Source organism: Pantoea sp. MQR6, from assembly GCF_022761075.1.
Lineage (GTDB): Bacteria > Pseudomonadota > Gammaproteobacteria > Enterobacterales > Enterobacteriaceae > Pantoea > Pantoea phytostimulans.
Genome location: NZ_JAKYXB010000001.1, coordinates 2035217 through 2060615 on the forward strand (window position 1 = coordinate 2035217; position 25399 = coordinate 2060615).

At 49.4% G+C, this 25399-nt stretch carries 24 protein-coding genes; 13 read left to right on the forward strand and 11 right to left on the reverse strand.

Going from position 1 to position 25399, the window contains the following annotated elements; genetic code table 11:
* Window positions 1–27: 27 nt before the first annotated feature.
* Window positions 28–723: a 7-cyano-7-deazaguanine synthase QueC gene (gene queC, locus MUG06_RS09575; protein WP_243078401.1), complete on the forward strand. Its 696-nt coding sequence runs from the start codon at window positions 28–30 to the stop codon at window positions 721–723.
* Window positions 724–764: 41 nt separating this feature from the next.
* Here the strand turns inward: queC and MUG06_RS09580 are convergent, their stop codons facing one another.
* The 9 genes from MUG06_RS09580 to bolA all read right to left on the reverse strand — a co-directional run bounded on the left by MUG06_RS09580 (window position 765) and on the right by bolA (window position 11157).
* Window positions 765–1163 (reverse strand): YbgC/FadM family acyl-CoA thioesterase, encoded by a 399-nt coding sequence (locus MUG06_RS09580; RefSeq protein ID WP_243078402.1) that lies wholly within the window; start codon window positions 1161–1163, stop codon window positions 765–767.
* 98 nt (window positions 1164–1261) lie between these two features.
* Window positions 1262–1585 (reverse strand): helix-hairpin-helix domain-containing protein, encoded by a 324-nt coding sequence (locus MUG06_RS09585; RefSeq protein WP_243078403.1) that lies wholly within the window; start codon window positions 1583–1585, stop codon window positions 1262–1264.
* Between the two features lie 140 nt (window positions 1586–1725).
* Window positions 1726–3594: a peptidylprolyl isomerase gene (gene ppiD / locus MUG06_RS09590; protein WP_243078404.1), complete on the reverse strand. Its 1869-nt coding sequence runs from the start codon at window positions 3592–3594 to the stop codon at window positions 1726–1728.
* Window positions 3595–3840: 246 nt separating this feature from the next.
* Window positions 3841–4116: a nucleoid-associated protein HU-beta gene (hupB, locus tag MUG06_RS09595; protein WP_243078405.1), complete on the reverse strand. Its 276-nt coding sequence runs from the start codon at window positions 4114–4116 to the stop codon at window positions 3841–3843.
* Between the two features lie 215 nt (window positions 4117–4331).
* On the reverse strand, window positions 4332–6686 hold the full coding sequence (lon, locus tag MUG06_RS09600; protein WP_243078406.1) for an endopeptidase La: 2355 nt from the start codon (window positions 6684–6686) through the stop codon (window positions 4332–4334).
* A gap of 192 nt (window positions 6687–6878) precedes the next feature.
* Window positions 6879–8150 carry an ATP-dependent protease ATP-binding subunit ClpX gene (clpX, locus tag MUG06_RS09605; protein ID WP_215847438.1) on the reverse strand — a complete coding sequence of 424 codons (1272 nt, stop codon included), beginning with the start codon at window positions 8148–8150 and terminating at the stop codon, window positions 6879–6881.
* Window positions 8151–8284: 134 nt separating this feature from the next.
* On the reverse strand, window positions 8285–8908 hold the full coding sequence (gene clpP / locus MUG06_RS09610) for an ATP-dependent Clp endopeptidase proteolytic subunit ClpP (protein ID WP_215847439.1): 624 nt from the start codon (window positions 8906–8908) through the stop codon (window positions 8285–8287).
* 336 nt (window positions 8909–9244) lie between these two features.
* Complete coding sequence (gene tig / locus MUG06_RS09615) at window positions 9245–10549, reverse strand: trigger factor (RefSeq protein WP_243078407.1); 1305 nt, start codon at window positions 10547–10549, stop codon at window positions 9245–9247.
* A gap of 293 nt (window positions 10550–10842) precedes the next feature.
* On the reverse strand, window positions 10843–11157 hold the full coding sequence (bolA, locus tag MUG06_RS09620; protein WP_215847440.1) for a transcriptional regulator BolA: 315 nt from the start codon (window positions 11155–11157) through the stop codon (window positions 10843–10845).
* 280 nt (window positions 11158–11437) lie between these two features.
* Here bolA and MUG06_RS09625 point away from each other — a divergent pair, with 280 nt between their 5' ends.
* From MUG06_RS09625 to MUG06_RS09660, 8 genes are all read left to right on the forward strand, one after another.
* On the forward strand, window positions 11438–12016 hold the full coding sequence (locus MUG06_RS09625; RefSeq protein ID WP_215847441.1) for a lipoprotein: 579 nt from the start codon (window positions 11438–11440) through the stop codon (window positions 12014–12016).
* Between the two features lie 55 nt (window positions 12017–12071).
* Complete coding sequence (gene ampG / locus MUG06_RS09630) at window positions 12072–13562, forward strand: muropeptide MFS transporter AmpG (protein WP_243078408.1); 1491 nt, start codon at window positions 12072–12074, stop codon at window positions 13560–13562.
* Between the two features lie 445 nt (window positions 13563–14007).
* Complete coding sequence (cyoA, locus tag MUG06_RS09635) at window positions 14008–14934, forward strand: cytochrome o ubiquinol oxidase subunit II (protein ID WP_243078409.1); 927 nt, start codon at window positions 14008–14010, stop codon at window positions 14932–14934.
* A 4-nt stretch (window positions 14935–14938) separates the two neighbouring features.
* The gene (gene cyoB / locus MUG06_RS09640; RefSeq protein WP_215847443.1) at window positions 14939–16921 is read left to right on the forward strand and encodes a cytochrome o ubiquinol oxidase subunit I; all 1983 of its coding nucleotides are present in this window, start codon (window positions 14939–14941) and stop codon (window positions 16919–16921) included.
* A complete protein-coding gene (locus tag MUG06_RS09645; RefSeq protein ID WP_243078410.1) occupies window positions 16921–17538 on the forward strand; it encodes a cytochrome o ubiquinol oxidase subunit III in 618 nt (205 codons plus the stop codon). The genes cyoB and MUG06_RS09645 overlap by 1 nt, the downstream gene beginning before the upstream one ends.
* The gene (locus MUG06_RS09650; protein WP_215847445.1) at window positions 17538–17867 is read left to right on the forward strand and encodes a cytochrome o ubiquinol oxidase subunit IV; all 330 of its coding nucleotides are present in this window, start codon (window positions 17538–17540) and stop codon (window positions 17865–17867) included. Before MUG06_RS09645 ends, MUG06_RS09650 begins: the two co-directional genes overlap by 1 nt.
* A 13-nt stretch (window positions 17868–17880) precedes the next feature.
* Window positions 17881–18768, forward strand: coding sequence for a heme o synthase (gene cyoE, locus MUG06_RS09655; RefSeq protein WP_243078411.1), 888 nt, complete (start codon window positions 17881–17883; stop codon window positions 18766–18768).
* Between the two features lie 131 nt (window positions 18769–18899).
* Window positions 18900–20264: an MFS transporter gene (locus MUG06_RS09660; RefSeq protein WP_215847447.1), complete on the forward strand. Its 1365-nt coding sequence runs from the start codon at window positions 18900–18902 to the stop codon at window positions 20262–20264.
* A gap of 165 nt (window positions 20265–20429) precedes the next feature.
* Here the strand turns inward: MUG06_RS09660 and MUG06_RS09665 are convergent, their stop codons facing one another.
* Entirely contained in the window at window positions 20430–20921 is a 492-nt protein-coding gene (locus MUG06_RS09665) for a YajQ family cyclic di-GMP-binding protein (RefSeq protein WP_215847448.1), read from the reverse strand.
* Window positions 20922–21056: 135 nt separating this feature from the next.
* Between MUG06_RS09665 and panE the strand changes: the two genes are divergently transcribed.
* Window positions 21057–21977 carry a 2-dehydropantoate 2-reductase gene (gene panE, locus MUG06_RS09670; protein WP_243078412.1) on the forward strand — a complete coding sequence of 307 codons (921 nt, stop codon included), beginning with the start codon at window positions 21057–21059 and terminating at the stop codon, window positions 21975–21977.
* A complete protein-coding gene (gene yajL, locus MUG06_RS09675) occupies window positions 21931–22533 on the forward strand; it encodes a protein deglycase YajL (RefSeq protein ID WP_215847449.1) in 603 nt (200 codons plus the stop codon). The genes panE and yajL overlap by 47 nt, the downstream gene beginning before the upstream one ends.
* A gap of 33 nt (window positions 22534–22566) precedes the next feature.
* On the opposite strand, the gene thiI is transcribed toward yajL, so the two are convergent.
* Window positions 22567–24015, reverse strand: coding sequence for a tRNA uracil 4-sulfurtransferase ThiI (gene thiI / locus MUG06_RS09680; RefSeq protein WP_243078413.1), 1449 nt, complete (start codon window positions 24013–24015; stop codon window positions 22567–22569).
* Window positions 24016–24251: 236 nt separating this feature from the next.
* Between thiI and xseB the strand changes: the two genes are divergently transcribed.
* Both xseB and ispA read left to right on the forward strand, forming a co-directional pair.
* Window positions 24252–24494 (forward strand): exodeoxyribonuclease VII small subunit, encoded by a 243-nt coding sequence (gene xseB, locus MUG06_RS09685; RefSeq protein ID WP_215847450.1) that lies wholly within the window; start codon window positions 24252–24254, stop codon window positions 24492–24494.
* Window positions 24494–25393, forward strand: a complete 900-nt coding sequence (ispA, locus tag MUG06_RS09690; protein WP_243078414.1) for a (2E,6E)-farnesyl diphosphate synthase — start codon at window positions 24494–24496, stop codon at window positions 25391–25393. The genes xseB and ispA overlap by 1 nt, the downstream gene beginning before the upstream one ends.
* Window positions 25394–25399 lie beyond the last annotated feature (6 nt).

Sequence of the window (25399 nt, forward strand, 5' to 3'; positions counted from 1 at the left end):
CACCAATTTTTGATCAGGATAAACACCATGAAACGCGCCGTTGTCGTTTTCAGTGGTGGACAAGATTCCACCACCTGCTTAATTCAGGCACTCCAGCAGTATGATGAAGTGCATTGCGTCACCTTTGATTATGGTCAGCGTCATCGCGAAGAGATTGATGTCGCACGTGAACTTTCGCTCCAGCTAGGGGCGCGTGCGCATAAAGTGCTGGATGTCACGATGCTAAACGAACTCGCAGTAAGCAGTCTGACACGCGATAATATTCCCGTGCCTGCCTACGATCCCGACGCCAGCGGCTTACCCAGCACGTTTGTTCCTGGTCGCAATATTCTGTTTCTGACATTGGCATCTGTTTATGCGTATCAAGTCGAAGCAGAAGCAGTGATTACCGGTGTATGCGAAACCGATTTTTCTGGTTATCCCGATTGCCGTGACGAATTTGTTAAGGCGCTGAATCATGCCGTGAGCCTGGGCATGGCGCGCAATATTCGTTTTGAAACGCCTTTAATGTGGCTGAATAAAGCTGAAACCTGGGCGTTGGCGGATTACTGGCAACACCTGACGTTAGTGCGTGAGCAGACATTAACTTGCTATAACGGCATTAAAGGCGATGGCTGCGGAGAGTGTGCAGCCTGTCATTTGCGCGCCAATGGCTTGCAGCTTTATCTCAACGATCGTTCTGGCATCATGGCAGCGATGAAAAGTAAAACGGGTTTAAACTGATCACAGGCGGCGAATGTTTCATTCGCCGCCCTGCCCTGCGATTACATCATTAATCCTTGCAAGCGTTGACGTAATTCTCCTTCAATTGGCACCGCTTTTTGGCTGTGCAAATCGATACAGACAAAGGTCAGCGCTGCGTCTGCCACTACAGTTTCTTCTCCCGCTAATAACACGCGCTGCGCAATAATGCCGCTTTTGCCGTTTAATTGCGTAATCTCACTGTCTATTTCGAGTACATCACCCAGCACCGCTGGGCGACGATAGTTGATGTTGATATTGACCACCACAAAAGCCAGCCTTTGTTCTACCAGCCAGTTAAAAGCGTCGGCTTCTTCTAGCCATTGCCAGCGCGCCTCCTCCAGAAATTCAAGATATCGTGCATTATTAACATGTTGATAAACATCCAGATGATAGCCACGCACTTTAATAGTGGTTCGCATTTAAAAACTCCTGCCGCAAATGAATAACTGGTTGGACCTGTTAAACTTAGCAAAACCCAACCTTTGCGGCAGGCTATCTGTCAGAGATGTGTGTCACTTCACAATTTCAAACGTGAGGCATTTCTTTCGACTAACGCATTACCAATCCCCGGCACCTCTTTTAACTGTTCAATCGCCGTGAAGGCGCCATATTGCTCGCGGTAACTCACAATTGATTGGGCTTTTTTCAAACCGACACCATTCATAACCTTCGACAGCTGTTCAGCAGAAGCCTCATTGATGCTGATTTGATCCTGTTGTGGCAAGAAAATCTGCGCTGCCTGCGCTTCAGCTGACGCTTCTTCGGCATGCAGTGCGGTTTGATAAAGCGCGCCGCCAAGCGCCAGTGAAAGACAAAGTGCATATAAAGTGGATTTTGCCATGCTGTGTTTCTCCTTGTGGTTAACAGCAGTCACAGCATTTCACGCAGGCAGGATTGACTCAAAAGACAAAAAACAAAAATGGAAAAGGCCGCGAAAGCGGCCTTTGTTTGTTTCAGTGATTACCTGATTATTTGCGAGGCTTACTGCATTTGTGCAGCAGCGCCGTACTTAATTTTTGCTTCTTTACGCAGGTTTTGTAGCAGCGCTTCAAATGCCAGTTGAGCATTGTTCTGCGTCACACCTTTAACCATTTCATCAATCTGCGCCTGCGGCATGCTACCGGTGCTAACTTTATCCACCGCTACCAGAACCACATTGCCTTGCATATCTTCACTTACACCCCATGAAGGTTTGTTGTCTGCTGGCTGTGGCAAATTGAAGGCTGCCTGAGCAACCGGATCTTGCGCGTTGCGGTCAACCGTCGTGGCCGCGCTCAGCGTCAAGCCCGCTGCAGTTAAAGCATCTTGCTTGCCGGCCTTCAAATCTGCCAGCAGCTTATCCGCTTGCGCTTTAGCTTGCTGCTGCGCTTTCTCGTGCTTCAATGTATCGCTAATCTGCGCCTTAACCTGTTCCAGCGGTTGCACGGCTTCCGCTTTGTGTTCACTGATACGCAGAACAAAAGCACGATCGCCATCGACGCTGATGATGTCTGAATTATTACCTGGCGCACCGTTCTGACCGACTAAACCACCGTTGAAAATAGCTTGTTTAACCGCATCAAAATCGAGTTCTTTGGGCAGGCTGTCATGACTAAACCAGTTTGTTTCAGTGGCTTTTAATCCCGACGCTTGTTCAGCACCCGCCAGCGATTCATTGTCGTTGCTGGCTGCTTCACTCACTTTCTGCTGAAGTTTGTAGAAAGCATCAACGCCTTTTTCCTGCTTCACTTTATCTGCCACTGCGCTCTGCACTTCGGCAAATGGCTTAACTTGCTCTGGCTGGATATCGTCGAGACGGACAATCAAGAAACCAACAGAAGATTTGATCACTGCTGACATCTGGCCTTTTTCCGTCAGGCCGGCGTTTTTCAGTTCATCAGGTGTTGTCGCGGGTTCTAACCAACCCATGTCGCCCCCTTTGCGTGCCGAAATCGGGTCGATGGATTTGGTTTTTGCCAGCTCAGCAAAGTCCCCACCTGCTTTCAGCTGCGTTAATAACGCCTCTGCATCCGCTTCGGTCTTGGTCTGAATCACGCTATAACGATTACGCTGTGGCTGAGAATATTCAGCTTTGTGTTGGTCGTACCAACTTTGAACCTCAGCTTCGCTGGGATTCTGCTGCATGCTTGCCGCATCAAGTTTGATGTAGCTAACACGGAATTGCTCTGGCGCCATAAAATTGCTTTTATGTTGCTGATAATATTGATTTATTTCATCATCAGTGACGGATTGTTTGGCAACAAGCGCATTGACATCAATCGTCGCCTGGCGAATATCACGCTTCTGTGAAACGAGGTCTACCAGCTTGCTGGTTTCACCTTTCAGCATGAAATCGGTATTGGCTACCGCATTGATCAATTGCTGATTTGATAACTGTTTACGCAGTGCTTCCGCATATTGATCGGCGGAATAGCCCATACTGGAGATCAAACCGTTGTATTTAGCGTTATCAAATTTGCCGTTGGTCTGGAAAGCCTTCTGATTGAAGATGGCTTGTTTGACTTGTTCATCGCTGATATCGATGTGCAGATCTTTGATATAAGCGTCGAGTAGCGCCTGATCAACCAGTTGCGAAAGCGCCTGCTGGCGAATTTGCTGCATATAACCGTCATTACTTGCCAGCTGAGAGAATTGTTCGCCCAACATTTGCTGCTGACGATTACGCTCATTATTGAACGCCTGCTCCAGCTGTGCCCGGCTGATCTCCTGACCATTAACCTTGGCTGCATAATCGCTGTTGCCGCCAATCAGATAGTTGCCAACGCCCGTCAGCACAAAGGAGAGAATGATCAACCCCAAAATAATCTTGAGCACGACATGGTTCGACGCCGCGCGTAAATTGTCCATCATGGTATGACAACACTCCGCTGTAGTGTGAATGTAAAGCTCGGGCGTAATACGCCGTGTTGCTGGCCCATTACGCAGCTGCAAGTTTAGCTGGCAGCATTAATCCTGCTGAGACACGTCTCACGACCTCTTTTCGCCGCTTCAGGATAAAAAAAGGCACATCAAATCGATGTGCCCGTATGTTACATGAGAACGCGTTAACCGTCCCCTAATCCACTGAAGAAAATGCTCCAATGAATGCATTCGTTGTTATTGATTGACTGCGTCTTTCAATGCTTTACCCGCACGGAAGCCGGGTACTTTGCCTGCCGGAATAGTGATTTCTTTACCGGTTTGTGGATTGCGGCCAGTACGTGCAGCACGGTCACGCACGGAGAAAGTGCCGAAACCCACCAGCGCCACTTCATCGCCGCCTTTCAGCGCGTCAGAAACAGAGCCCATGAATGCATCTAAAACACGTCCCGCTGCTGCTTTAGAAATGTCAGCATCTGCAGCAATTTTGTCGACCAATTGTGACTTATTCACTCTTTTCATCCCCTCTTTTATTATTTCACTTCGTATCCGCGCTTCCCGCCGAACACGAACGCGCAGCAAGTTATATCAAGCCTGTTATGCCGAAACAACGGTAATTCTCTTAGAACGCTGCTTCCACAGCCACCTAAACTAGCGGCACAAAAAAAAGCTGGCAAGCGCCAATTGCCTTGCCAGCTCTGCTTTTTAACGGTTTTTGCCGTTAATCACTATTTTGCTGTCGCGACCTGTATTCCGTATGGTGCATTTTCCAGTGCCAGGTTCAGCACTTCTTCAATACGTTTAACCGGATGAATGTCCAGATCGGCAATAACGTTTTGTGGAATTTCTTCCAAATCACGCTTGTTGTCATCTGGGATTAGCACAGTTTTAATACCACCACGGTGCGCTGCCAGCAGTTTTTCTTTCAAACCACCAATCGGCAAGACTTGTCCACGCAAGGTGATTTCACCTGTCATCGCAACATCTGCGCGCACTGGGTTACCCGTCAGACAAGAAACCAATGCGGTGCACATAGCAATACCGGCACTTGGACCATCTTTAGGTGTAGCGCCTTCAGGTACGTGAACGTGAATATCACGTTTTTCGTAGAAGTCGCCATTGATGCCCAGTTTCTCAGCACGAGCGCGTACCACAGTTAACGCAGCCTGAATCGATTCCTGCATCACTTCACCCAGTGAACCGGTATAAGTCAATTTACCTTTGCCCGGTACACAGGCGGTTTCGATAGTCAGCAAATCGCCGCCAACTTCCGTCCATGCCAAACCGGTCACTTGACCTACACGGTTTTCGCTGTCGGCACGACCATAATCGAAACGCTGAACACCAAGGAAGTCCTTGAGGTTCTCACCGTTAATGGTGATGTGTTTCTTGGTCTTATCCATCAACAGCGATTTCACTGCTTTACGGCAAAGCTTCGACAGCTCACGCTCAAGGCTACGTACGCCCGCTTCGCGGGTGTAATAACGAATGATGCCGACAATAGCACTGTCTTCGACTGTGATTTCGTGAGCTTTTAATGCGTTACGCTCGATTTGCTTCGGCAATAAATGCTGCAGCGCAATATTCAGTTTTTCGTCTTCGGTATAACCCGAAAGGCGAATCACTTCCATACGGTCTAACAGCGGTGCCGGAATATTCATCGAGTTCGATGTCGCGACAAACATCACGTCGGAAAGATCGTAATCGACTTCAAGGTAGTGATCGTTAAACGCAATGTTCTGTTCTGGATCAAGTACTTCCAGCAGAGCAGACGCCGGATCACCCCGCATATCAGATGACATCTTATCGATTTCATCTAACAGGAACAGCGGGTTTTTCACGCCGACTTTCGCCATTTTCTGGATCAGTTTACCCGGCATTGAGCCGATGTAAGTACGACGGTGACCGCGAATTTCAGCTTCGTCACGCACGCCGCCCAGCGCCATACGCACATATTTACGGCCTGTCGCTTTAGCAATTGATTGGCCCAGTGAAGTTTTACCAACACCCGGCGGTCCAACCAGACACAGAATAGGCCCTTTGATTTTGCTAACGCGACTTTGCACCGCAAGATACTCAAGGATGCGATCTTTCACACGCTCAAGGCCGTAATGGTCGATATCCAGCGTTTCCTGAGCTTTACGCAGATCTTTTTTCACTTTGCTGCGCGCGTTCCATGGCACCTGGACCATCCAGTCGATGTAACCACGTACAACGGTTGCTTCAGCAGACATCGGTGACATCATTTTCAGCTTCTGCAGTTCTGCTTCCGCTTTTTCGCGTGCTTCATCTGGCATTTTTGCCAAATCAATTTTGCGTTTCAGCGCTTCGTATTCATCAGGCGTATCATCCATCTCACCTAACTCTTTCTGAATGGCCTTCATTTGCTCATTCAGATAGTACTCACGCTGACTTTTTTCCATCTGCTTTTTGACGCGGTTGCGAATGCGCTTCTCAACCTGCAGCAGATCGATTTCGGATTCCATCATCGCCATCAGATATTCCAGACGCTCGTTCACGTCTGACATCTCCAGCACTGATTGTTTATCCGCTAATTTCAGTGGCATATGCGCAGCGACGGTGTCGGCAAGACGTGCCGCATCGTCAATATTATTCAGTGAAGTCAGTACTTCTGGTGGGATCTTCTTATTCAGTTTGATATAGCCTTCAAACTGATTGATCGCCGTACGCACCAGCACTTCTTGCTCACGCTCTTCAATCTCTGGAGATTCCAGATATTCAGCCTGAGCAACAAAATGGTCACCGTTGTCTGCCAGCGTCGTGATGTGCGCACGCTGTAAACCTTCGACCAATACTTTAACCGTGCCATCCGGCAGTTTCAGCATTTGCAAAACAGAAGCGACGGTCCCTACCGAGAAGAGATCGTTAATGCCAGGTTCATCCGTTGAAGCCTCTTTCTGTGCGACCAGCATGATCTTCTTATCATGATCCATTGCGGCTTCAAGGCACCGAATCGATTTTTCCCGACCGACAAACAACGGAATTACCATGTGCGGATAAACCACCACGTCGCGCAGCGGCAACACGGGGATTTCAATGCGTTCAGAACGCTCAGGATTCATAGAGCTCTCTCTTAGTTTAATGTCCGCCAGGTGATGGGAACCGCATCATGCATGAATGAAGTATGCAATTACCCACAGGTATCTGAGTATATGGGGATGATCGTCCGACATTCAACGTCACAGAGGCGAGAAAAACAAAAGGGGAAAGAATTTTCCCCTTTTTTAAGATAATAACATGGCTAAATTGATTATTTATTCGCCAGAAGCCTGCGCTTCGTGCTTTCCGTAAATCAACATTGGGTCTGACTGCCCCTCAATAACTGATTCATCAATCACCACTTTTTCAACGTCATCCATTGAAGGTAAGTCGTACATGGTTTCCAGCAAAGCACCTTCAACGATGGAACGCAAACCACGCGCACCCGTTTTACGTGACATTGCTTTTTTCGCGATGGCAGTCAATGCCTCATCACGGAATTCCAGTTCAACGCCTTCCAGGTTGAACAACGCCTGATACTGTTTAGTCAGCGCATTTTTTGGTTCACGCAAGATCTGAATCAGGGCTTCTTCGCTCAGTTCACTCAACGTCGCCACAACAGGGAGACGACCAATAAACTCAGGAATCAGACCAAATTTGATCAAATCTTCCGGCTCACACTGAGCAAGCAGGTCACCTTCAGACGCTTTCTCTGATTTGCCTTTCACTGTCGCGCCAAATCCGATACCAGAACCGGTTTCAACACGCTGCGAAATGACTTTATCCAGGCCAGCAAACGCACCACCACAAATAAACAAGATTTTCGAAGTATCAACCTGCAAAAACTCTTGTTGTGGATGCTTACGTCCCCCTTGCGGTGGAACGGCTGCTACGGTGCCTTCAATCAGTTTCAGCAAGGCTTGCTGTACACCTTCACCGGACACGTCACGCGTGATTGATGGATTGTCTGACTTACGTGAAATCTTATCGATCTCATCAATGTAGACGATGCCACGCTGTGCTTTTTGCACATCATAATCACATTTCTGCAGCAGTTTCTGGATGATATTTTCAACATCCTCACCCACATAACCCGCTTCAGTTAATGTCGTTGCATCTGCCATGGTAAACGGTACATCCAACAGGCGCGCCAGCGTTTCCGCCAACAGCGTTTTACCGCTACCGGTTGGACCGATCAGCAGAATGTTACTTTTACCCAGTTCAATGCCGTTGCTGGTGTCGCCGTTGCGCAAGCGTTTGTAGTGGTTATATACCGCCACAGCCAGCACTTTTTTCGCCTTTTCCTGACCGATAACATAATCGTCGAGGTGATGGCGAATTTCATGCGGCGTAGGCAGGGCACTACGTTCGCGATGCGGGGCAACTTCTTTAATCTCTTCGCGAATGATGTCGTTACACAGATCAACACACTCATCGCAGATATACACTGACGGCCCGGCAATCAGCTTACGCACTTCATGCTGGCTTTTGCCGCAAAAAGAGCAGTACAGCAACTTTCCTGAACCGTCTTTGCGCTTATCTGTCATCAGTTAACCTCTTCTAGTTCTCAGGCCATACCGGCGTACGGCGCTGGCCGTGTCGTCACGGCCGAAATTCATTCAACCCATAATATAACCGATATCCTGATAACTATAGCGTAAGGATAAGGGCAAGTTGGGTCTTATTCGCGATGTGTCAGGATAGAATCGACTAATCCATACTCTACCGCTTCACTCGCAGAGAGGAAACGATCACGCTCAGTATCGCGTTCAATTTCTTCCAGCGTTTTGCCTGTATGCTCTGCCATCAGCTCGTTCATGCGCTGTTTTACTTTAAGAATTTCACGCGCGTGAATTTCGATATCACTTGCCTGGCCCTGATAACCGCCTAATGGTTGGTGAATCATGACGCGTGAGTTAGGCAGGCAGAAACGTTTACCTTTGGTGCCTGCGGTCAGCAGGAAAGCGCCCATTGAACAAGCCTGGCCCATACAAATGGTGCTGACATCCGGTTTGATAAACTTCATGGTGTCATAAATAGACATGCCAGCGGTGATAACGCCGCCTGGAGAGTTGATATACAGGTAGATGTCTTTTTCTGGATTCTCTGCTTCCAAAAAGAGCATCTGCGCGACAATCAGGTTCGCCATATGGTCTTCAACCTGCCCGGTCAAAAAGATCACACGCTCTTTGAGCAGACGGGAATAGATGTCGTAGGAACGCTCGCCACGCGAGGTTTGCTCGACCACCATTGGCACCAGCGCATTATGCGGTGCAGTAAATTCACGATCGCCACTGTATGACATTACCGTCTCCTGATTAAATTTCATTGGCAACATTCTGTACCGATTCTACGTAAGACGAGCGGGGAAAACTATGCTCAGTCTCTTTCCGACACCTTCAGGACGGTTAATCAGCCAGCTTAACTGTTTTATTTGCATACTCCCTCTATCTGGGGATGCTGCCCAGTTGTTTCAAGCATAACAATCTTTTCCTTAATCGCTAACCCGGAAAAAGCGATGCGTGAATAATTTGCCGATTAATTAACCGAATAGCGCTAAAGCCTGTGCGCCTGAACGCTAAAAACAAAAAAGCCCGCGACTTTTCAGTTGCGGGCTTAGCACGTCAGGTTAAATCTGGAATCAGGCAGACTGAGTCTGGTTCATCAGATCCTGGAAGTTAGTGGCTTTTTCGGTCACTTTGGCTTTAGCCAGAACCGCTTCAACCGCTTGCTCTTCCAATGCAACGTTACGCATGTTGTTCATCAGCTCATTATTTTTGCTGTAGAACTCGATGACTTCTTTTGGATCTTCGTAGGCAGACGCCATTTCTTCGATCAACGTGCTTACGCGCGCTTCGTCAGCTTTCAGCTCGTGGGTGCGAATCACTTCACCCAGCAGCAGACCTACAACAACACGGCGCTTAGCCTGCTCTTCAAACAGCTCACGTGGTAATTCCAGCGCTTGCTGCTCGTTGCCACCAAAACGCTGTGCAGCCTGACGACGCAGAACGTCGATTTCGCTGTCAATCAACGCAGCAGGTACGTCGATTTCGTTGGCTTCAACTAAACCGTCGATTGCCTGGGTCTTGATGCGGTTACGGATTGCGCCTTTCAGCTCGCGATCCATGTTTTTACGGACTTCAGTACGCAAACCGGCAATTGAACCATCTTCAACGCCGAAACGCTTGATGAACTCTTCAGTAAATTCTGGCAGTTCGCGCGTTTCAACTTTCTTCAGCACGATCTCGAACTTCGCATCTTTGCCTTTCAGGTTTTCAGCGTGGTAATCGTCTGGGAATTTCACGTCGATAGTGAAAGTCTCGCCCGCTTTATGACCCACAACGCCTTCTTCAAAGCCTGGAATCATGCGACCCTGGCCCATTGCCAGCACGAAGTCAGACGCTTTGCCGCCTTCAAACTCTTCGCCATCAACAGAACCGGAGAAATCGATAGTTGCGCGATCTTCCGCTTCGGCAGCTGCTTCAGTTTCGATCCAGTTGGCTTGCTGCTTACGCAGGGTATCCAGCATGGCGTCAACGTCAGCATCAGTCACTTCAACCACTGGTTTTTCAACTTCGATGTTTTCCAGGCCTTTCAGCTCAACTTCTGGATAAACTTCGAAATCGACCGAATAGGTGAAATCCTGGCCTTCTTTATATTCGCCTGGCACGTAGTTAGGTGCGCCAGCCGGATTGATTTTTTCTTTGATGATGGCGTCAACGAAGTTGCGCGTCATCAGATCGCCCAGCACGTCTTGACGTACAGAAGCACCGTAACGCTGTGCCACGATGTTCATTGGCACTTTGCCTTTGCGGAAACCATCGATACGGACTTTTTTCGCCACATCAACCAGTTCTTTTTTTACGGCGCTTTCGATGCTGTCAGCTGCGACAGTGATCGTAATGCGACGGCCCAGGCCTTGAGTGGTTTCTACTGAAACTTGCATCTTGTTACCTCAAAAAATCACGTGCTCGGTCAACTTCAGACACCACACATTGTTAATGCGCCGTATCCAACAACCGGGACGGCTTCCGTGAAGAGAACCTGATCCCTGTTACCAGAAGCGTCCCGAAGACATTCCGGAAAAATAGACGCAGCATTATAGCGGCATCGCTGGAATGAGTCGAGGATGCTAACTCACCACTTTTTAACAGTTTTGTTGATTTTTTGCGCTGGGGATCGCGTTTATGTATAAATCGAAAAGAAAAACGGCCCGCAGGCCGTTTTATTTATAAAGGTTTAAGCGAGGGTTCCGGCACCGCGGCAGTTCGGTGAAGCGAGTACAGTATCCTGTAAGCCTTCCCACTCTTTTACTGTGTAAGTGTGTAACGCCAAGGCATGCACGCTGCCTGCCAGTTCTACAGTCAGTTCTCCGTAAATAGCACGGTGACGAGCCAGAAAACGTTGCCCAGTAAAACAATCACTTACTATCACCACTTTAAAATGGCTTTCAGAACCGGCAGGAACATTGTGTCGATAACTTTCGTCGTGCACTTCCAGATGAGCCGGCTCAAAGGCCAGGCGCAGCTTTTCTTCTATTTGTTCGCGGATCATTGTTTTACTCCTCAATGGCGAGCGCTGTGCCCCATCTGTTTAAATATTAGTAGGTTTTTTGACGCAATATGTAGCGAAGCGCGGAAATATTCTGATAGCACTTTCCGAACACTGGCATCTTAACCCGTCTCGATTGATGCTCAAATGGCTGCAACATCCAAAACGCTGAAAAAAGCCTTTACAATCAATTTCCCCTGATGCGGGGCTTTTTTCACTGCCGCGCAATGCTATGATGACGACAGTTTTTGCAAACCAACCCACTATGCTAACGAGAACAAGTATGTTGAAAAAACTGTTATTCCCGCTGTTGGCTGCGTTTATATTGGCCGGCTGTGCATCCAGCAATAATACATTAACTATCCAACCTAAAATCGAGCTGCCGCAGCAAGATCCAAGCCTGATGGGTGTCACTGTGAGCATTAACGGTGCCGATCAGCGTAGCGATCAGGCATTGGCGAAAGTGAATCGTGATGGACAACTCGTCACGTTGACGCCTTCGCGCGACCTACGTTTCCTGCTTCAGGAAGTGCTTGAGAAGCAAATGACCGCGCGCGGTTATATGGTGGGCCCTAACGGCGCCGTTGATCTGCAAATCGTTGTCAACAATCTCTATGCCGATGTAACGCAAGGTAACGTGCGCTACAGCATTACAACTAAAGCCGATATTTCTATCATCGCCACCGCGAAAAACGGCAACAAGCAAGTTAAAAACTATCGCCAGACTTACAGTGTGGAAGGTGCCTTCAGTGCGAACAATCAGAAGATCACCAACGCTGTAAATTCAACCATGAGCGATGTCATTGCTGATATGGCGCAAGATACCAGCGTGAATAACTTCATCAAGCAAAACGCGCGTTAATTAAACCTGTTTTTCCCCTGCCCGGCACCGCGTCGGGCATCTCCTCAAGGTCAGCATGAATCACTATCTCCGCATCTTTACCCAAAAAAATGCCGCCGTCTTACTGCTGCTCGGCTTTGCGTCCGGTCTGCCGTTAGCATTAACTGCAGGTACGTTACAGGCATGGATGACGGTAGAAAATGTTGACCTGAAAACGATCGGTTTCTTTTCTTTGGTAGGCCAGGCTTACGTCTTTAAATTCCTCTGGTCACCCATGATGGATCGCTATACGCCGCCATTCCTTGGCCGCCGTCGTGGCTGGCTGCTGGTAACGCAAGTCGCGTTAATTGCAGGCATTATCGCGATGGGGTTCATGCAGCCCAGTCGAGATTTAACGTTGATGGCTGCGCTTGCGGTACTGGTTGCCTTTTGCTCAGCATCACAAGATATTGTTTTTGATGCCTGGAAAACGGATATTTTGCCTGCCGAAGAGCGAGGCAGTGGTGCAGCCATCACTGTTTTGGGTTATCGCCTGGCAATGCTGATTTCGGGTGGGCTGGCGTTGTGGCTCGCAGACCGTTATTTAGGCTGGCAGATGACCTATTGGCTGATGGCGTTGATGATGGTGCCGGGCATTATCGCAACGTTTCTGGCTAAAGAACCCGATACGCTTATCTCAACACCCCACTCCTTGCGTCAGGCCGTTATCGACCCGCTCAAAGATTTCTTTCAGCGTAATAATGCCTGGCTGCTGATCACGCTGATTATCCTTTATAAGCTCGGTGATGCCTTTGCTGCCTCACTGACCACAACATTCCTGATCCGCGGTGTCGGCTTTAATGCTGGAGATGTCGGCTTAGTGAACAAAACGCTTGGCCTGATTGCGACCATTATTGGAGCATTGTATGGCGGCGTGCTCATGCAGCGCCTGAGCCTGTTCCGGGCGCTGATGCTCTTCGGATTGCTGCAAGCAGTATCCAACTTTGGCTATTGGCTATTAGCCATTACCGATCAGCGTTTGTGGAGCATGGCCAGCGCAGTATTTGTTGAGAATCTGTGCGGCGGCATGGGAACGGCAGCGTTTGTCGCGCTGCTAATGACACTGTGCAATCGCTCTTTTTCCGCTACTCAATTTGCGCTGCTCTCTGCATTGTCTGCTGTCGGCCGGGTTTATGTCGGTCCCGCGGCTGGCTGGCTGGTCGAACTTTGGGGCTGGCCAACCTTTTACGCTTTTACCGTGCTAGCCGCTCTGCCAGGATTGCTGCTGTTGACCCTTTGCCGCCAAACTCTGGATGCAATGCAAAATAGCGGTGAGTTTTTACCGCGCACCTTATATCGCAAAGGTTATCGCTGGACGCGCCGTTTGTTTACAACGGGCTGCCTGGTTATCGCACTCTGGTTGTGTACGCTGGCATTAAAAGGAGCAGGTTTTGAACGTTTCCCAGACCTTTTACCTCACCTGTTTGAACTCGGGATCGTACTGGTGCTACTGGGCGTAATGGGTGGCGTTATTTTGGATTACTGGTCAATGAAAAAAACGCCAAATCCTGAAACCACTTTTAAGTAAAGTACGCCTAATTTCTGCCGATATTGGCTTATTCCTCATCAAAACCTGCAGGCGTGCTATTTTATCAACGCGTGTTATTTTTTGAAGGAGGAATTCTGGATGAAAATAATATAGCTAAGGGATATTAAAAACCGGGACGCAATTATCTTGTATTAAAGTTATCTCTAAAATGATACAGAATTGTTAAACAGTTGAGTAATTAAAGTAAGGGTTATTCCTTTCCCTGTTTTTTTTACGGTTACTTCCATCGCTTTTTGTTATATTGGAGCCAACTGCTTGTCTGCGTTAATAATTTGTCACCCCAAGCAACATCTGTGACACCCTTAGCAAAAGGTGTCAACACGCATCTGACACATCCTTAAGCTGGTTTACACTGCATAAACCTTCCCGTAAAATGCGCGCACACTTAAACGACAATAGAGCCCTTTGTCATTGAGGTCGTTAAATGAGACTCAGTAAATACAATAAAAGTTTGGGGATTTTGTCATTAATTGCAGGCACTTTATTAATGAGTGGCTGTGATAGTGCATTGTTAAATCCCAAAGGACAGGTTGCACTGGAGCAACGTTCGCTGATACTGACTGCCTTTGGCCTGATGTTGATCGTCGTTATCCCCGCAGTCTTGATGGCAGTGGTGTTTGCCTGGAAATATCGGGCTTCCAACACTAACGCGAAGTACAGCCCTAACTGGTCACACTCTAATAAAGTGGAAGCCGTGGTTTGGACCATTCCGATCCTGATCATTGTTTTCCTGAGCGTGTTGACCTGGAAATCAACCCACGCACTCGAACCAAGCAAACCGCTGAAATCGGATGTGAAACCGGTTGAGATCGATGTGGTTGCGCTGGACTGGAAATGGTTGTTCATTTACCCAGAACAGGGTATTGCGACGGTAAACCAGATTGCCTTCCCGGCAAACACGCCAGTGAACTTTAAAATCACCTCTAATTCCGTCATGAATTCTTTCTTTATTCCGACACTCGGAAGCCAGATTTACGCGATGGCTGGCATGCAGACTAAATTGCATCTGATTGCCAACGAACCGGGAATTTTCGACGGTATCTCTGCGAACTTTAGTGGTCGTGGTTTCTCTGGCATGAAGTTCAAAGCCATTGCAACCAAAGACGATGCGGAATTCCAGCAGTGGGTGGCCAAAGTTAAAGCGGCCCCTAACACGCTGACTACTATGGATGATTTCGAGAAAGTAGCTGTGCCAAGCGAAAATCACCCGGTGGAATATTTCTCTACAGCAAATCCTGAACTGTTCTTGCAGGTTATCGACAAGTTCAAGATGAGCCACGGAAAAATGGACATGCCTAAGCACGAAGGTATGGACATGAGTCATGCCGCTTCCGCGGGAGCCGAGGAATAATACGATGTTCGGAAAATTAACACTGGATGCAGTGCCGTACCATGAACCGATTATCATGGTTACGGTCGCCGGTATCATTTTAGGTGGTCTCGCAGTCGTTGCAGCCCTAACCTATTTTGGTAAATGGCAATATCTGTGGTCTGAATGGCTGACGTCTATCGACCACAAACGACTGGGTATCATGTACATCATCATGGCATTTGTCATGCTGCTGCGTGGTTTTGCTGATGCAATCATGATGCGTACCCAACAGGTGATGGCTTCGGCCGGTGAAGCAGGCATTCTACCGCCGCATCACTACGACCAGATCTTTACCGCGCACGGCGTGATTATGATCTTCTTCGTGGCGATGCCTTTCGTAGTTGGCCTGATGAACATCGCCGTTCCGTTGCAGATTGGTGCACGTGACGTTGCGTTCCCGTTCCTGAACAACCTGAGCTTCTGGTTTACTGCGATCGGTGTGATCCTGGTTAACCTGTCGCTGGGTGTGGGCGAGTTCGCGCAGACCGGTTGGTTGGCTTATCCGCCACTATCCGGCGCGGAGTACAGTCCCGGCGTCGGGGTCGATTACTGGATATGGAGTCTCCAACTCTCTGGTATCGGTACGACCTTAACCGGTATTAACTTCTTCGTAACCATTCTGAAGATGCGCGCACCAGGCATGAGCCTGTTCAAAATGCCGGTATTTACCTGGACCGCACTTTGCACCAACGTCCTGATCATCGCTGCGTTCCCGGTTCTGACCGTTACGCTGGCGCTGTTGACACTTGATCGTTACCTCGGTTTCCATTTCTTCACCAATGAAATGGGCGGGAATATGATGATGTACGTCAACCTGATCTGGGTTTGGGGTCATCCGGAAGTGTACATCCTGGTTCTGCCCGTCTTCGGTGTGTTCGCTGAAATCACGGCGACCTTCTCGAAGAAGCGTCTATTTGGTTACACCTCTCTGGTTTGGGCGACCATCGCCATTACCGTATTGTCGTTCATCGTTTGGCTGCACCACTTCTTCACCATGGGTGCGGGCGCTAACGTAAACGCCTTCTTCGGTATCATGACGATGATTATCGCAATCCCGACCGGGGTTAAAATCTTTAACTGGCTGTTCACCATGTATCAGGGTCGCATCGAGATGCACTCTGCCATGCTGTGGACTGTTGGCTTCCTGGTCACCTTCTCTGTAGGTGGTATGACCGGCGTTCTGCTGGCCGTTCCGGGTGCTGACTTTATTCTGCATAACAGCCTGTTCCTGATTGCACACTTCCATAACGTTATCATCGGTGGTGTGGTGTTCGGTTGTATGGCTGGCGTGACCTACTGGTTCCCGAAAGCTTTCGGCTTTACCCTGAACGAAACCTGGGGCAAACGCGCTTTCTGGTTCTGGATCATCGGCTTCTTTGTTGCCTTTATGCCGCTGTACGCACTGGGCTTCATGGGTATGACTCGTCGTATCAGCCAGGATATCGATCCACAGTTCCATTCACTGCTGGTTGTTGCAGCGTGTGGTGCTGGCCTGATTGCAATGGGTATTATTTGCCAACTGACCATGTTCTACGTCTCTGTACGTGACCGTGAGCAGAACCGCGATCTGACGGGTGACCCATGGGGCGGCCGTACGCTGGAGTGGTCAACCTCTTCTCCACCGCCGTTCTACAACTTTGCTGTTATCCCGCATGTGCATGAACGTGACGCTTTCTGGGAAATGAAAGAGAAAGGCGAAGCGTACAAGCAGCCGGAGAAATATGAAGAAATTCATATGCCGAAAAACAGCGGTGCTGCGATTGTTATCGCCGCCTTCGGTACCATCTTTGGTTTCGCGCTGATCTGGCATATCTGGTGGCTGGTGGGGCTCTCTTTCCTCGGCATGATCGTTTCCTGGATCGTGAAGAGCTTCGACGAAGACGTGGATTACTACGTTCCGGTTGCCGAAGTCGAGAAGATTGAGAAGCAGCACTTTGACGAAATCAGCAAAGCAGGTCTGAAATAATGTCAACTGAAACTCTGACTAAACACCACCACGACGCCCATGCGGAGCATGGGCATCACGATGCAGGAGCCAATAAAGTCTTTGGTTTCTGGATCTACCTGATGAGTGACTGCATTATCTTCGCAACCTTGTTTGCGACCTATGCAGTTATGGTCAATAGCACTGCCGGTGGCCCGGCAGGTAAAGATATCTTTGAACTGCCGTTTGTTCTGGTAGAAACCGCACTGCTGTTGTTGAGCTCCATTACCTACGGCATGGCTGTTATCTCCATGAACAAGGAAAACAAAGGCGCCGTTATCGGTTGGCTGGCGTTGACCTTCCTGTTCGGTCTTGGCTTCATCGGTATGGAAATCTATGAATTCCATCATCTGATTGTTGAAGGTTACGGCCCGGATCGCAGTGGTTTCCTGTCTGGCTTCTTTACGCTGGTGGGGACGCACGGTCTGCACGTGACTTCAGGTTTGATCTGGATGTTGTTGTTGATGTTCCAGATCTCCAAGCGCGGTCTGAGCGCCACTAACCGCACGCGTATCATGTGTCTGAGCCTGTTCTGGCACTTCCTGGACGTGGTTTGGATTTGCGTCTTTACCGTTGTTTATCTGATGGGAGCCATGTAATGAGTCATTCTGTTAACGAACATGGTGCATCACACGGTAGCGTGAAGTCATACATGATCGGTTTCATCCTTTCTATCATCCTGACCGGTATTCCGTTCTGGATGGTAATGGATGGCAGTGCATCTCACGGTACCATTCTCGGTGTAGTTCTGGTGTGTGCGATAATTCAGGTGCTGGTTCACCTGGTTTACTTCCTGCACTTAGACAGCAAATCTGAGGGTGGCTGGAACATGGTGGCCATTGTCTTCTCGGCGATCATTATCCTGATTGTCGTTGTAGGCTCGCTGTGGATTATGTGGAACCTCAACTACAACATGATGGCCCACTAAAGAGTCGCTCGTAATGATTAAGCAATACCTGCAAGTAACAAAACCAGGAATTATTTTCGGGAATTTAATTTCTGTCATTGGCGGATTTCTGCTGGCATCTAAAGGCAGCATTGATTACGCCCTGTTTCTCACCTCGCTGGTTGGCGTGTCATTGGTAGTGGCTTCAGGTTGTGTTTTTAACAACGTGATTGACCGCGACATTGACATCAAGATGGAGAGAACCAGGAATCGAGTGCTGGTTAAAGGCCTCATTTCCGCGAAAGTAAGCCTGTGTTATGCCACTGCGCTGGGTATTGCTGGCTTTGCGTTGCTCTATTTCGGTGCTAACCCGCTGGCCATGTGGCTGGCGGTAATGGGCTTCGTCGTATACGTCGGCATTTACAGCCTCTATATGAAGCGCAATTCGGTCTATGGCACGCTGATTGGTAGTCTTTCTGGCGCAGCGCCGCCGGTGATTGGCTACTGTGCAGTGACCAATGAGTTTGATGCTGGCGCGCTGATCCTTCTGGCAATCTTTAGCCTGTGGCAGATGCCGCACTCGTACGCGATTGCGATCTTCCGCTTCAAAGATTACCAGGCAGCGAACATTCCGGTTTTACCGGTAGTAAAAGGCATCTCCGTGGCAAAAAATCATATTACGCTCTACATTCTGGCGTTCATGATTGCTACCTTGATGCTGACGCTGGGCGGTTATGCTGGCTACAAATATCTGGTGGTTGCTGCGGCAGTAAGCGTGTGGTGGTTGGGCATGGCGTTATCAGGTTACAAAACCTCAAACGATCGCGTTTGGGCACGTAAACTGTTCGTCTTCTCTATCGTTGCCATCACCGCGCTGAGCGTGATGATGTCGGTTGATTCAATGGGACCGGCGTCAAAAGACCTGCTGACTTACGTGTGGTAATCAGCACCGCAACAGTATGACAAGGGCGCGATTTCGCGCCCTTTCTTTTTGTTACCCTTACTTAAAAACTATTGTTTTACCCGCCCTGCCCCGCTCCTTAGAATGATTGCAGCACATTAACAGAGGTTGGAATGAACGATAATAAAATGACTCCAGTGGAGCTGCGCGCCACATGGGGCCTTGGCACTGTCTTTTCCCTGCGTATGCTGGGAATGTTTATGGTCCTGCCGGTACTCACAACGTATGGCATGGCATTACAGGGCGCGAGTGAAACGCTAATTGGCTTGGCGATTGGTATCTATGGTCTGGCTCAGGCTATTTTTCAAATTCCCTTCGGTTTGCTTTCTGATCGTATTGGACGTAAGCCGTTAATCGTTGGCGGTCTGTTGCTGTTTGTTTTAGGCAGCGTTATCGCAGCTTGCAGTGATTCCATTTGGGGCATCATTTTAGGTCGCGCTTTACAAGGTTCCGGTGCGATTGCTGCTGCGGTAATGGCCCTGTTGTCCGACCTAACGCGGGAGCAGAATCGCACGAAGGCTATGGCGTTTATCGGCATTAGCTTCGGCGTTACCTTTGCCATTGCGATGGTGCTAGGTCCCATCATTACTCACGCTTTGGGGCTGCACGCCCTGTTCTGGATGATTGCTATCCTTGCGTCACTTGGCATTGCTATTACGTTACTCGTGGTGCCTTCTACTACCCATCATGTGTTGAATCGCGAATCGGGCATGGTGAAAGGCAGCTTCAGCAAAGTCATGGCTAACTCGCGTCTGCTGAAACTGAATTTTGGCATTTTTTGCCTGCATGTTTTGTTGATGTCGAGTTTTGTCGCGTTACCCGGGCAATTTGAGCAAGCAGGTTTCCCGGCGGCAGAGCATTGGAAAGTCTATCTGGTCACCATGCTCATCGCCTTTGCAGGTGTTATTCCGTTCATCATTTATGCGGAAGTTAAACGTCGCATGAAGCGCGTTTTTGTGGGTTGCGTCGGTATGATTGTGGTGGCTGAAATCGTGCTATGGGGCGCAGAAGGCCACTTCTGGACCCTGGTCATTGGTGTGCAGCTTTTCTTCTTTGCCTTTAACCTGATGGAAGCGATTTTGCCTTCTTTGGTAAGCAAAGAATCGCCCGCAGGTTACAAAGGCACCGCCATGGGACTTTACTCCACCAGCCAGTTCCTCGGTGTCGCCATTGGCGGCAGCATGGGCGGTTGGGTGTTTGGGCATTTTGATGCGCAGACGGTGTTTTTAGTGACCGCCATGCTGGCTACCGTTTGGCTGTTTGTTAGCATGACGATGCAGGAGCCGCCTTATGTCAGCAGCTTGCGAATCGTCTTGAGCGATGCCGTGTTAGCCGCACCGAATCTGGAAAAGCGCCTCAAAGCACAGCCTGGCGTTTCCTCCGTATTTATCGTGCCTGAAGAGAAGAGCGCCTACATCAAGATTGACAGCAAAGTCACCAGTCGAGTTGAGCTTGAAGCGCTCATCGCCAGCAATTAATGCAAAACCCGGCTTTCGCCGGGTTTGTCTTTGACCGCGACAATACACGCTTAAGTTGTGTATACAATCAAAGAGATACGGATATTGACTCGCGGCTCCATTACGATAATTACCTTACCGTTTGCAGCATGTTAAAAAAGTCACGCTGCGCACGCAATCAGATGATTAATCGCGGAAGTTTTTAAACTGGAACGGCTGCCCCAGATTACCACCACGGACTACTGCCATTGCCCCCTGTAAATCATCACGTGACTTACCGGTGACACGCAGCGCTTCACCTTGAATCTGCGTTTGCACCTTCAGCTTGCTGTCTTTGATCAGCTTCACCAATTTTTTCGCTACGTCAGATTCAATGCCTTTTTTCATTTTGGCATCCAGACTCCAGCTTTTTCCGCTGTGCTCAATCTCTTCAGGAACTTCTAACGCTGCTCCCTCAATGCCGCGCTTAAGCATTTTCTCGCGCAAAATGTCTACCAACTGCTTGACCTGAAAATCAGATTCACTGAGCACTTTGATGGTTTCATTCTTTTCGTTGAGCTCATAGCTGGCGCTCACGTTGCGGAAATCGAAGCGGGTAGACAATTCACGGTTGGCATTATCTACCGCATTGCGAACTTCCTGCATGTCGACTTCTGAAACGATATCGAAAGATGGCATCTCTTCTTCTCCTGACACTAAAGTGGCATGCATAATACCCGTCTAAGGGCGCTAAATAAAATCACGCGACACACAAAGCTATACTTATGTGTGTCAGTAAATAATAAAACGATAAGCCCGCCAGCGGGAGGCAGTATGAAAATTACCGTGTTAGGGTGCGGCGCAATAGGTCAGATTTGGCTCTCCGCGCTTGCACGCCAGGGACACGACGTTCAAGGTTGGCTTCGTGTGCCGCAGCCTTATTGCTCGGCAAATGTCGTCGATCCTCAAGGCAACGTTTCCAACAAAACCTTTATCGCCAACGATCCGCTGTTTCTGGCTGAGAGCCAGTTATTGCTGGTCACGCTCAAGGCAACGCAGGTCTCACCGGCCGTAAAAAATCTTGAAAGCGTGCTGCCAGACGATTGCCCTATTCTATTGTTACATAACGGGATGGGCACGCTGGAAGAGCTAAAAGGAATGACGCAACCGCTGTTGCGCGGCATCACTACTCACGCTGCGATGCGTGATGGCACGGTGATTAAACACGTCGCCAACGGCATAACGCATATCGGCCCAGGCAATCGCAAAAGTGCGCTTTACAGCAACATTGCCGATACCCTGCATCACGCATTACCGGATGTGGCCTGGCATGACAACATCCGCGCCGCCTGTTGGCGCAAGCTGGCGGTTAACTGCATCATTAATCCGCTTACCGTGGAATATGATTGCCAAAACGGTGCGCTGCGTGCGCACGCTGCACAGATCGAAATCTTAAGCGAAGAGATCAGTTGGGTGATGGAGCGCGAAGGTCAAAGCATCCCCAGTGATAATTTAAAAGAGATTGTTTTCGATGTGATTGAAAGCACCGCAGCCAACACGTCCTCCATGTTACAGGATGTGCGTGCCCAGCGGCTGACAGAGATCGATTACATCACCGGATTCCTGCTGCGCCGTGCTCGCGCGCATGGTCTGGCGCTGCCGGAAAATACCCGTTTGTTTGAACTGATTAAACGCAAGGAGTTACATTATGACCGCGAACGCATCGGTGCTGGTTTGCCTGGCACATGGCAGTGAAGAGACCGAAGCGGTCACCACCATCGATTTACTGGTGCGCGGCGGCTTGAAAGTCATCACTGCCAGCGTAGAAAGCGATGGCGCGCTTGAGATTGTTTGTTCGCGTGGCGTGCGTCTGTTAGCGGATGCGCCTTTAGTGGAAGTGGCAGACAACGACTATGCGGCAATTGTGTTGCCCGGCGGTCTCAAAGGTGCTGAAACCTTCCGCGACAGCCCGTTGTTAGTGGAAACCGTGCGCCAGTTTCATCTTTCCGAGCGTATTGTTGCAGCGATTTGTGCAGCAGCTGGCACAGTTTTAGTTCCACATGATCTCTTTCCAGTGGGCAATATGACCGGTTTTCCTGGCCTTAAATCCACCATCCCAGAAGAAAAGTGGATGGAGCGCCGCGTAGTATGGGATCCACGCGTTAACCTACTGACGAGCCAAGGGCCAGGCACGGCAATGGATTTTGCGTTGAAGCTGATTGATTTGTTGGTAGGAAAAGAGAAAGCGCGTGAAGTCGCTTCGCAGCTGGTATTAGCAGCTGGAATCTACAACTATCAAGAATTTGAGTGATTAAAAAGGCGGCATCGCTGCCGCCTTGTTCGCTTAAGGTCGATAAACCTTAACGTTTTTAAAGCCTTGCTCATGCAGATAAAGCGCCTGCAATCGACTCATCACACCGCGATCGCAATACAACAGCCAGGTTTTATTCTGATCAAGATTGCCAAACTGCGTGCTGAGCTTGTAGAACGGCATCGACTTCACTTCCGTTGCCGAAAGCTGTAGCGGTTTGTCTTCCTGTTCATCAATGGCGCGGATATCCAACACGATATCGTTAGTGCCTAATGACGCCACAGTTTCAACTTCCACCACCTCTTCTTCCGTTTGCTCCGCAATCTCGCGGATATCAACGTTAGTGGCTTCTTCAATCACCTGGTTCAGAATGTCGAAATTGAAATTGCGCTCTTCTGCTTCAATTTTCGATTTCACTGCTTTAACCGTTGGACTTTTGGAAATCACGCCGCAATATTCTGGCATGGTGCTGGCGAAATCTTCCGTACCGATTTCACGCGCAATTTTGATGATGTGCTCTTTGTCGTGCGAAATCAGCGGACGCAAAATCAAAGTATCTGAAGCGTTGTCAATCAAACGCAGGTTAGTCAGCGTCTGGCTGGAAACTTGTCCCAGCGCTTCTCCGGTCACCAACGCCTGCACGCCGTAGCGTTCAGCAATCTGCGAGGCGGCGCGAACCATCATGCGCTTCAGCACCACGCCCATTTGGCCGTCATCCACTTTTTCCAGAATTTCGCCGACAACGGGTTCAAAGTTGATTGCGACGAAACGCACGCGGTGCGAGCGACCGAAGCGGCTCCACAAGTAATAAGCCACCTGACGAACGCCAATTTCATGCGCTGCGCCGCCAAGGTTAAAGAAGCAATAATGTACGCGACTGCCGCGACGCATCAGCATGTAGCTGGAGACGCCAGAGTCGAAGCCGCCAGAGATCAGTGACAGCACATCTTCTTGCGTGCCGACCGGGAAACCACCCAAACCTTCGTAACGCGCAGTGACCAATGTCAGGCGATTCTCTTCAACTTCAAGATTTACCGTCACTTCAGGCTTGTTGAGCTGCACTTTTGCAGTCTCAATGTGCTGGTTCAGACCGCCACCAACATAACGCTCGACGTCTTGCGAACTGAAACTGTGCTTGCCGCGACGCTTCACGCGCACGCAGAAAGTTTTGTTTTCCAGGCTATCGCGATACTGCACCAGCGTCTGTTCGAAAATATTGTGGATGTCGGTATATTCACGGTCTTCGACTGCCAACACGTGATGAATACCTGGGATGCGCGTTAACTCATCGGCAATCGATGTCCGCAGCGACTCATCTTTTGAGCGCACTTCAATGTGATCCCAGTGACGTACCACCGCGATCTCTTCACTGACGGTTTTCAGAACGTTGCGAATATTACTGGCTAAAATCTTAATAAAGCGCAAGCGCACCGACTGACTTTTGATGGTGATTTCAGGAAATAACTTGATGATAAACTTCATGATGGCGACACAGCTTCGTTGGGCAAATAAGTGCTAAAACAGGCAGCACTTAGCTGGTAAAATCACAAAAATTGCGGGCTACGAGGCGCATCCGCATCCGAGGCGCGAGAGTATATCACCTTTGTCCGATGACTGCTTCTGCAACCGCCGCCACATTGATTATTTTGCTAATCATTTCGTCTCAGCTACCATGTCGGATTGCGAGATGATTCTTAACCGCGAGTCGACACCTAATTATGCCGAAAAAAGCCGAAAAGCCAGCCAGCTTCGAAACGTCATTGCAGCAGCTGGAACAGATTGTCAGCCGCCTGGAAAGTGGTGAGCTGCCGTTGGAAGAGGCGCTGAATGAGTTTGAGCGTGGCGTGCAGTTGGCGCGTACCGGGCAGCAAACGCTGCAGCAAGCAGAACAGCGTGTGCGCATCTTACTGAGCGATGATAAAGACGCCGATCTCACCTCTTTCACGCCGGAAAATGACTAATGGATTTTGCCAACATGCTCAGCGCTTATCACCAACAGGTGAATGCTGCGCTGACGCGCTTATTAGATCCACTCCCTTTTCAGAGTTCTCCTCTGGTGAATGCCATGCAATATGGGGCATTATTAGGCGGTAAACGTCTGCGCCCTTTTTTGGTCTACGCCACCGGCGAAATGCTTAATGCCGATCCAGTAAGCTTGGATATTCCCGCTGCGGCAGTTGAATGTATTCACGCGTACTCCCTGATTCATGACGATCTTCCTGCGATGGACGATGATGCGTTACGCCGTGGCCAACCCACCTGCCACATAAAATATGGTGAAGACACCGCCATCCTTGCAGGTGATGCATTACAAACACTGGCGTTCTCTATCCTGGCGGACCAGCCGATGCCTGGCGTGAGCGCAGAATATCGCCTCGCCATGATATCTGAACTGGCTAAAGCCAGCGGTGTAGCCGGAATGTGTGGTGGTCAGGCGCTGGACTTGGCGGCGGAAGGAAAATCCGTTGATTTACCCCAGCTAGAGCAGATTCATCGCCATAAAACGGGCGCGCTGATCCGTGCCGCTGTTCGTCTGGGCGCGCTGGCTGCCGGGGAAAAAGGTCGTCTGGCGCTGCCGGTACTCGATCGCTACGCGGATGCGATTGGCCTCGCATTTCAGGTACAAGACGATATTCTCGATGTGATTGGGGATACCGCCGTGATTGGTAAACGTCAGGGCGCCGATCAAGATTTAGGTAAAAGCACCTATCCTTCATTGATGGGGCTGGATAATGCCCGCATAAAAGCCTGGGATTTGTATCAGGAAGCGCTTAGTGCGCTGGAAATTCTCGCCGCCCAATCCTATGACACCACAGCTTTGCAAGCGTTGGCGAGCTTCATAATTGAACGCGACAAATAACTTCCA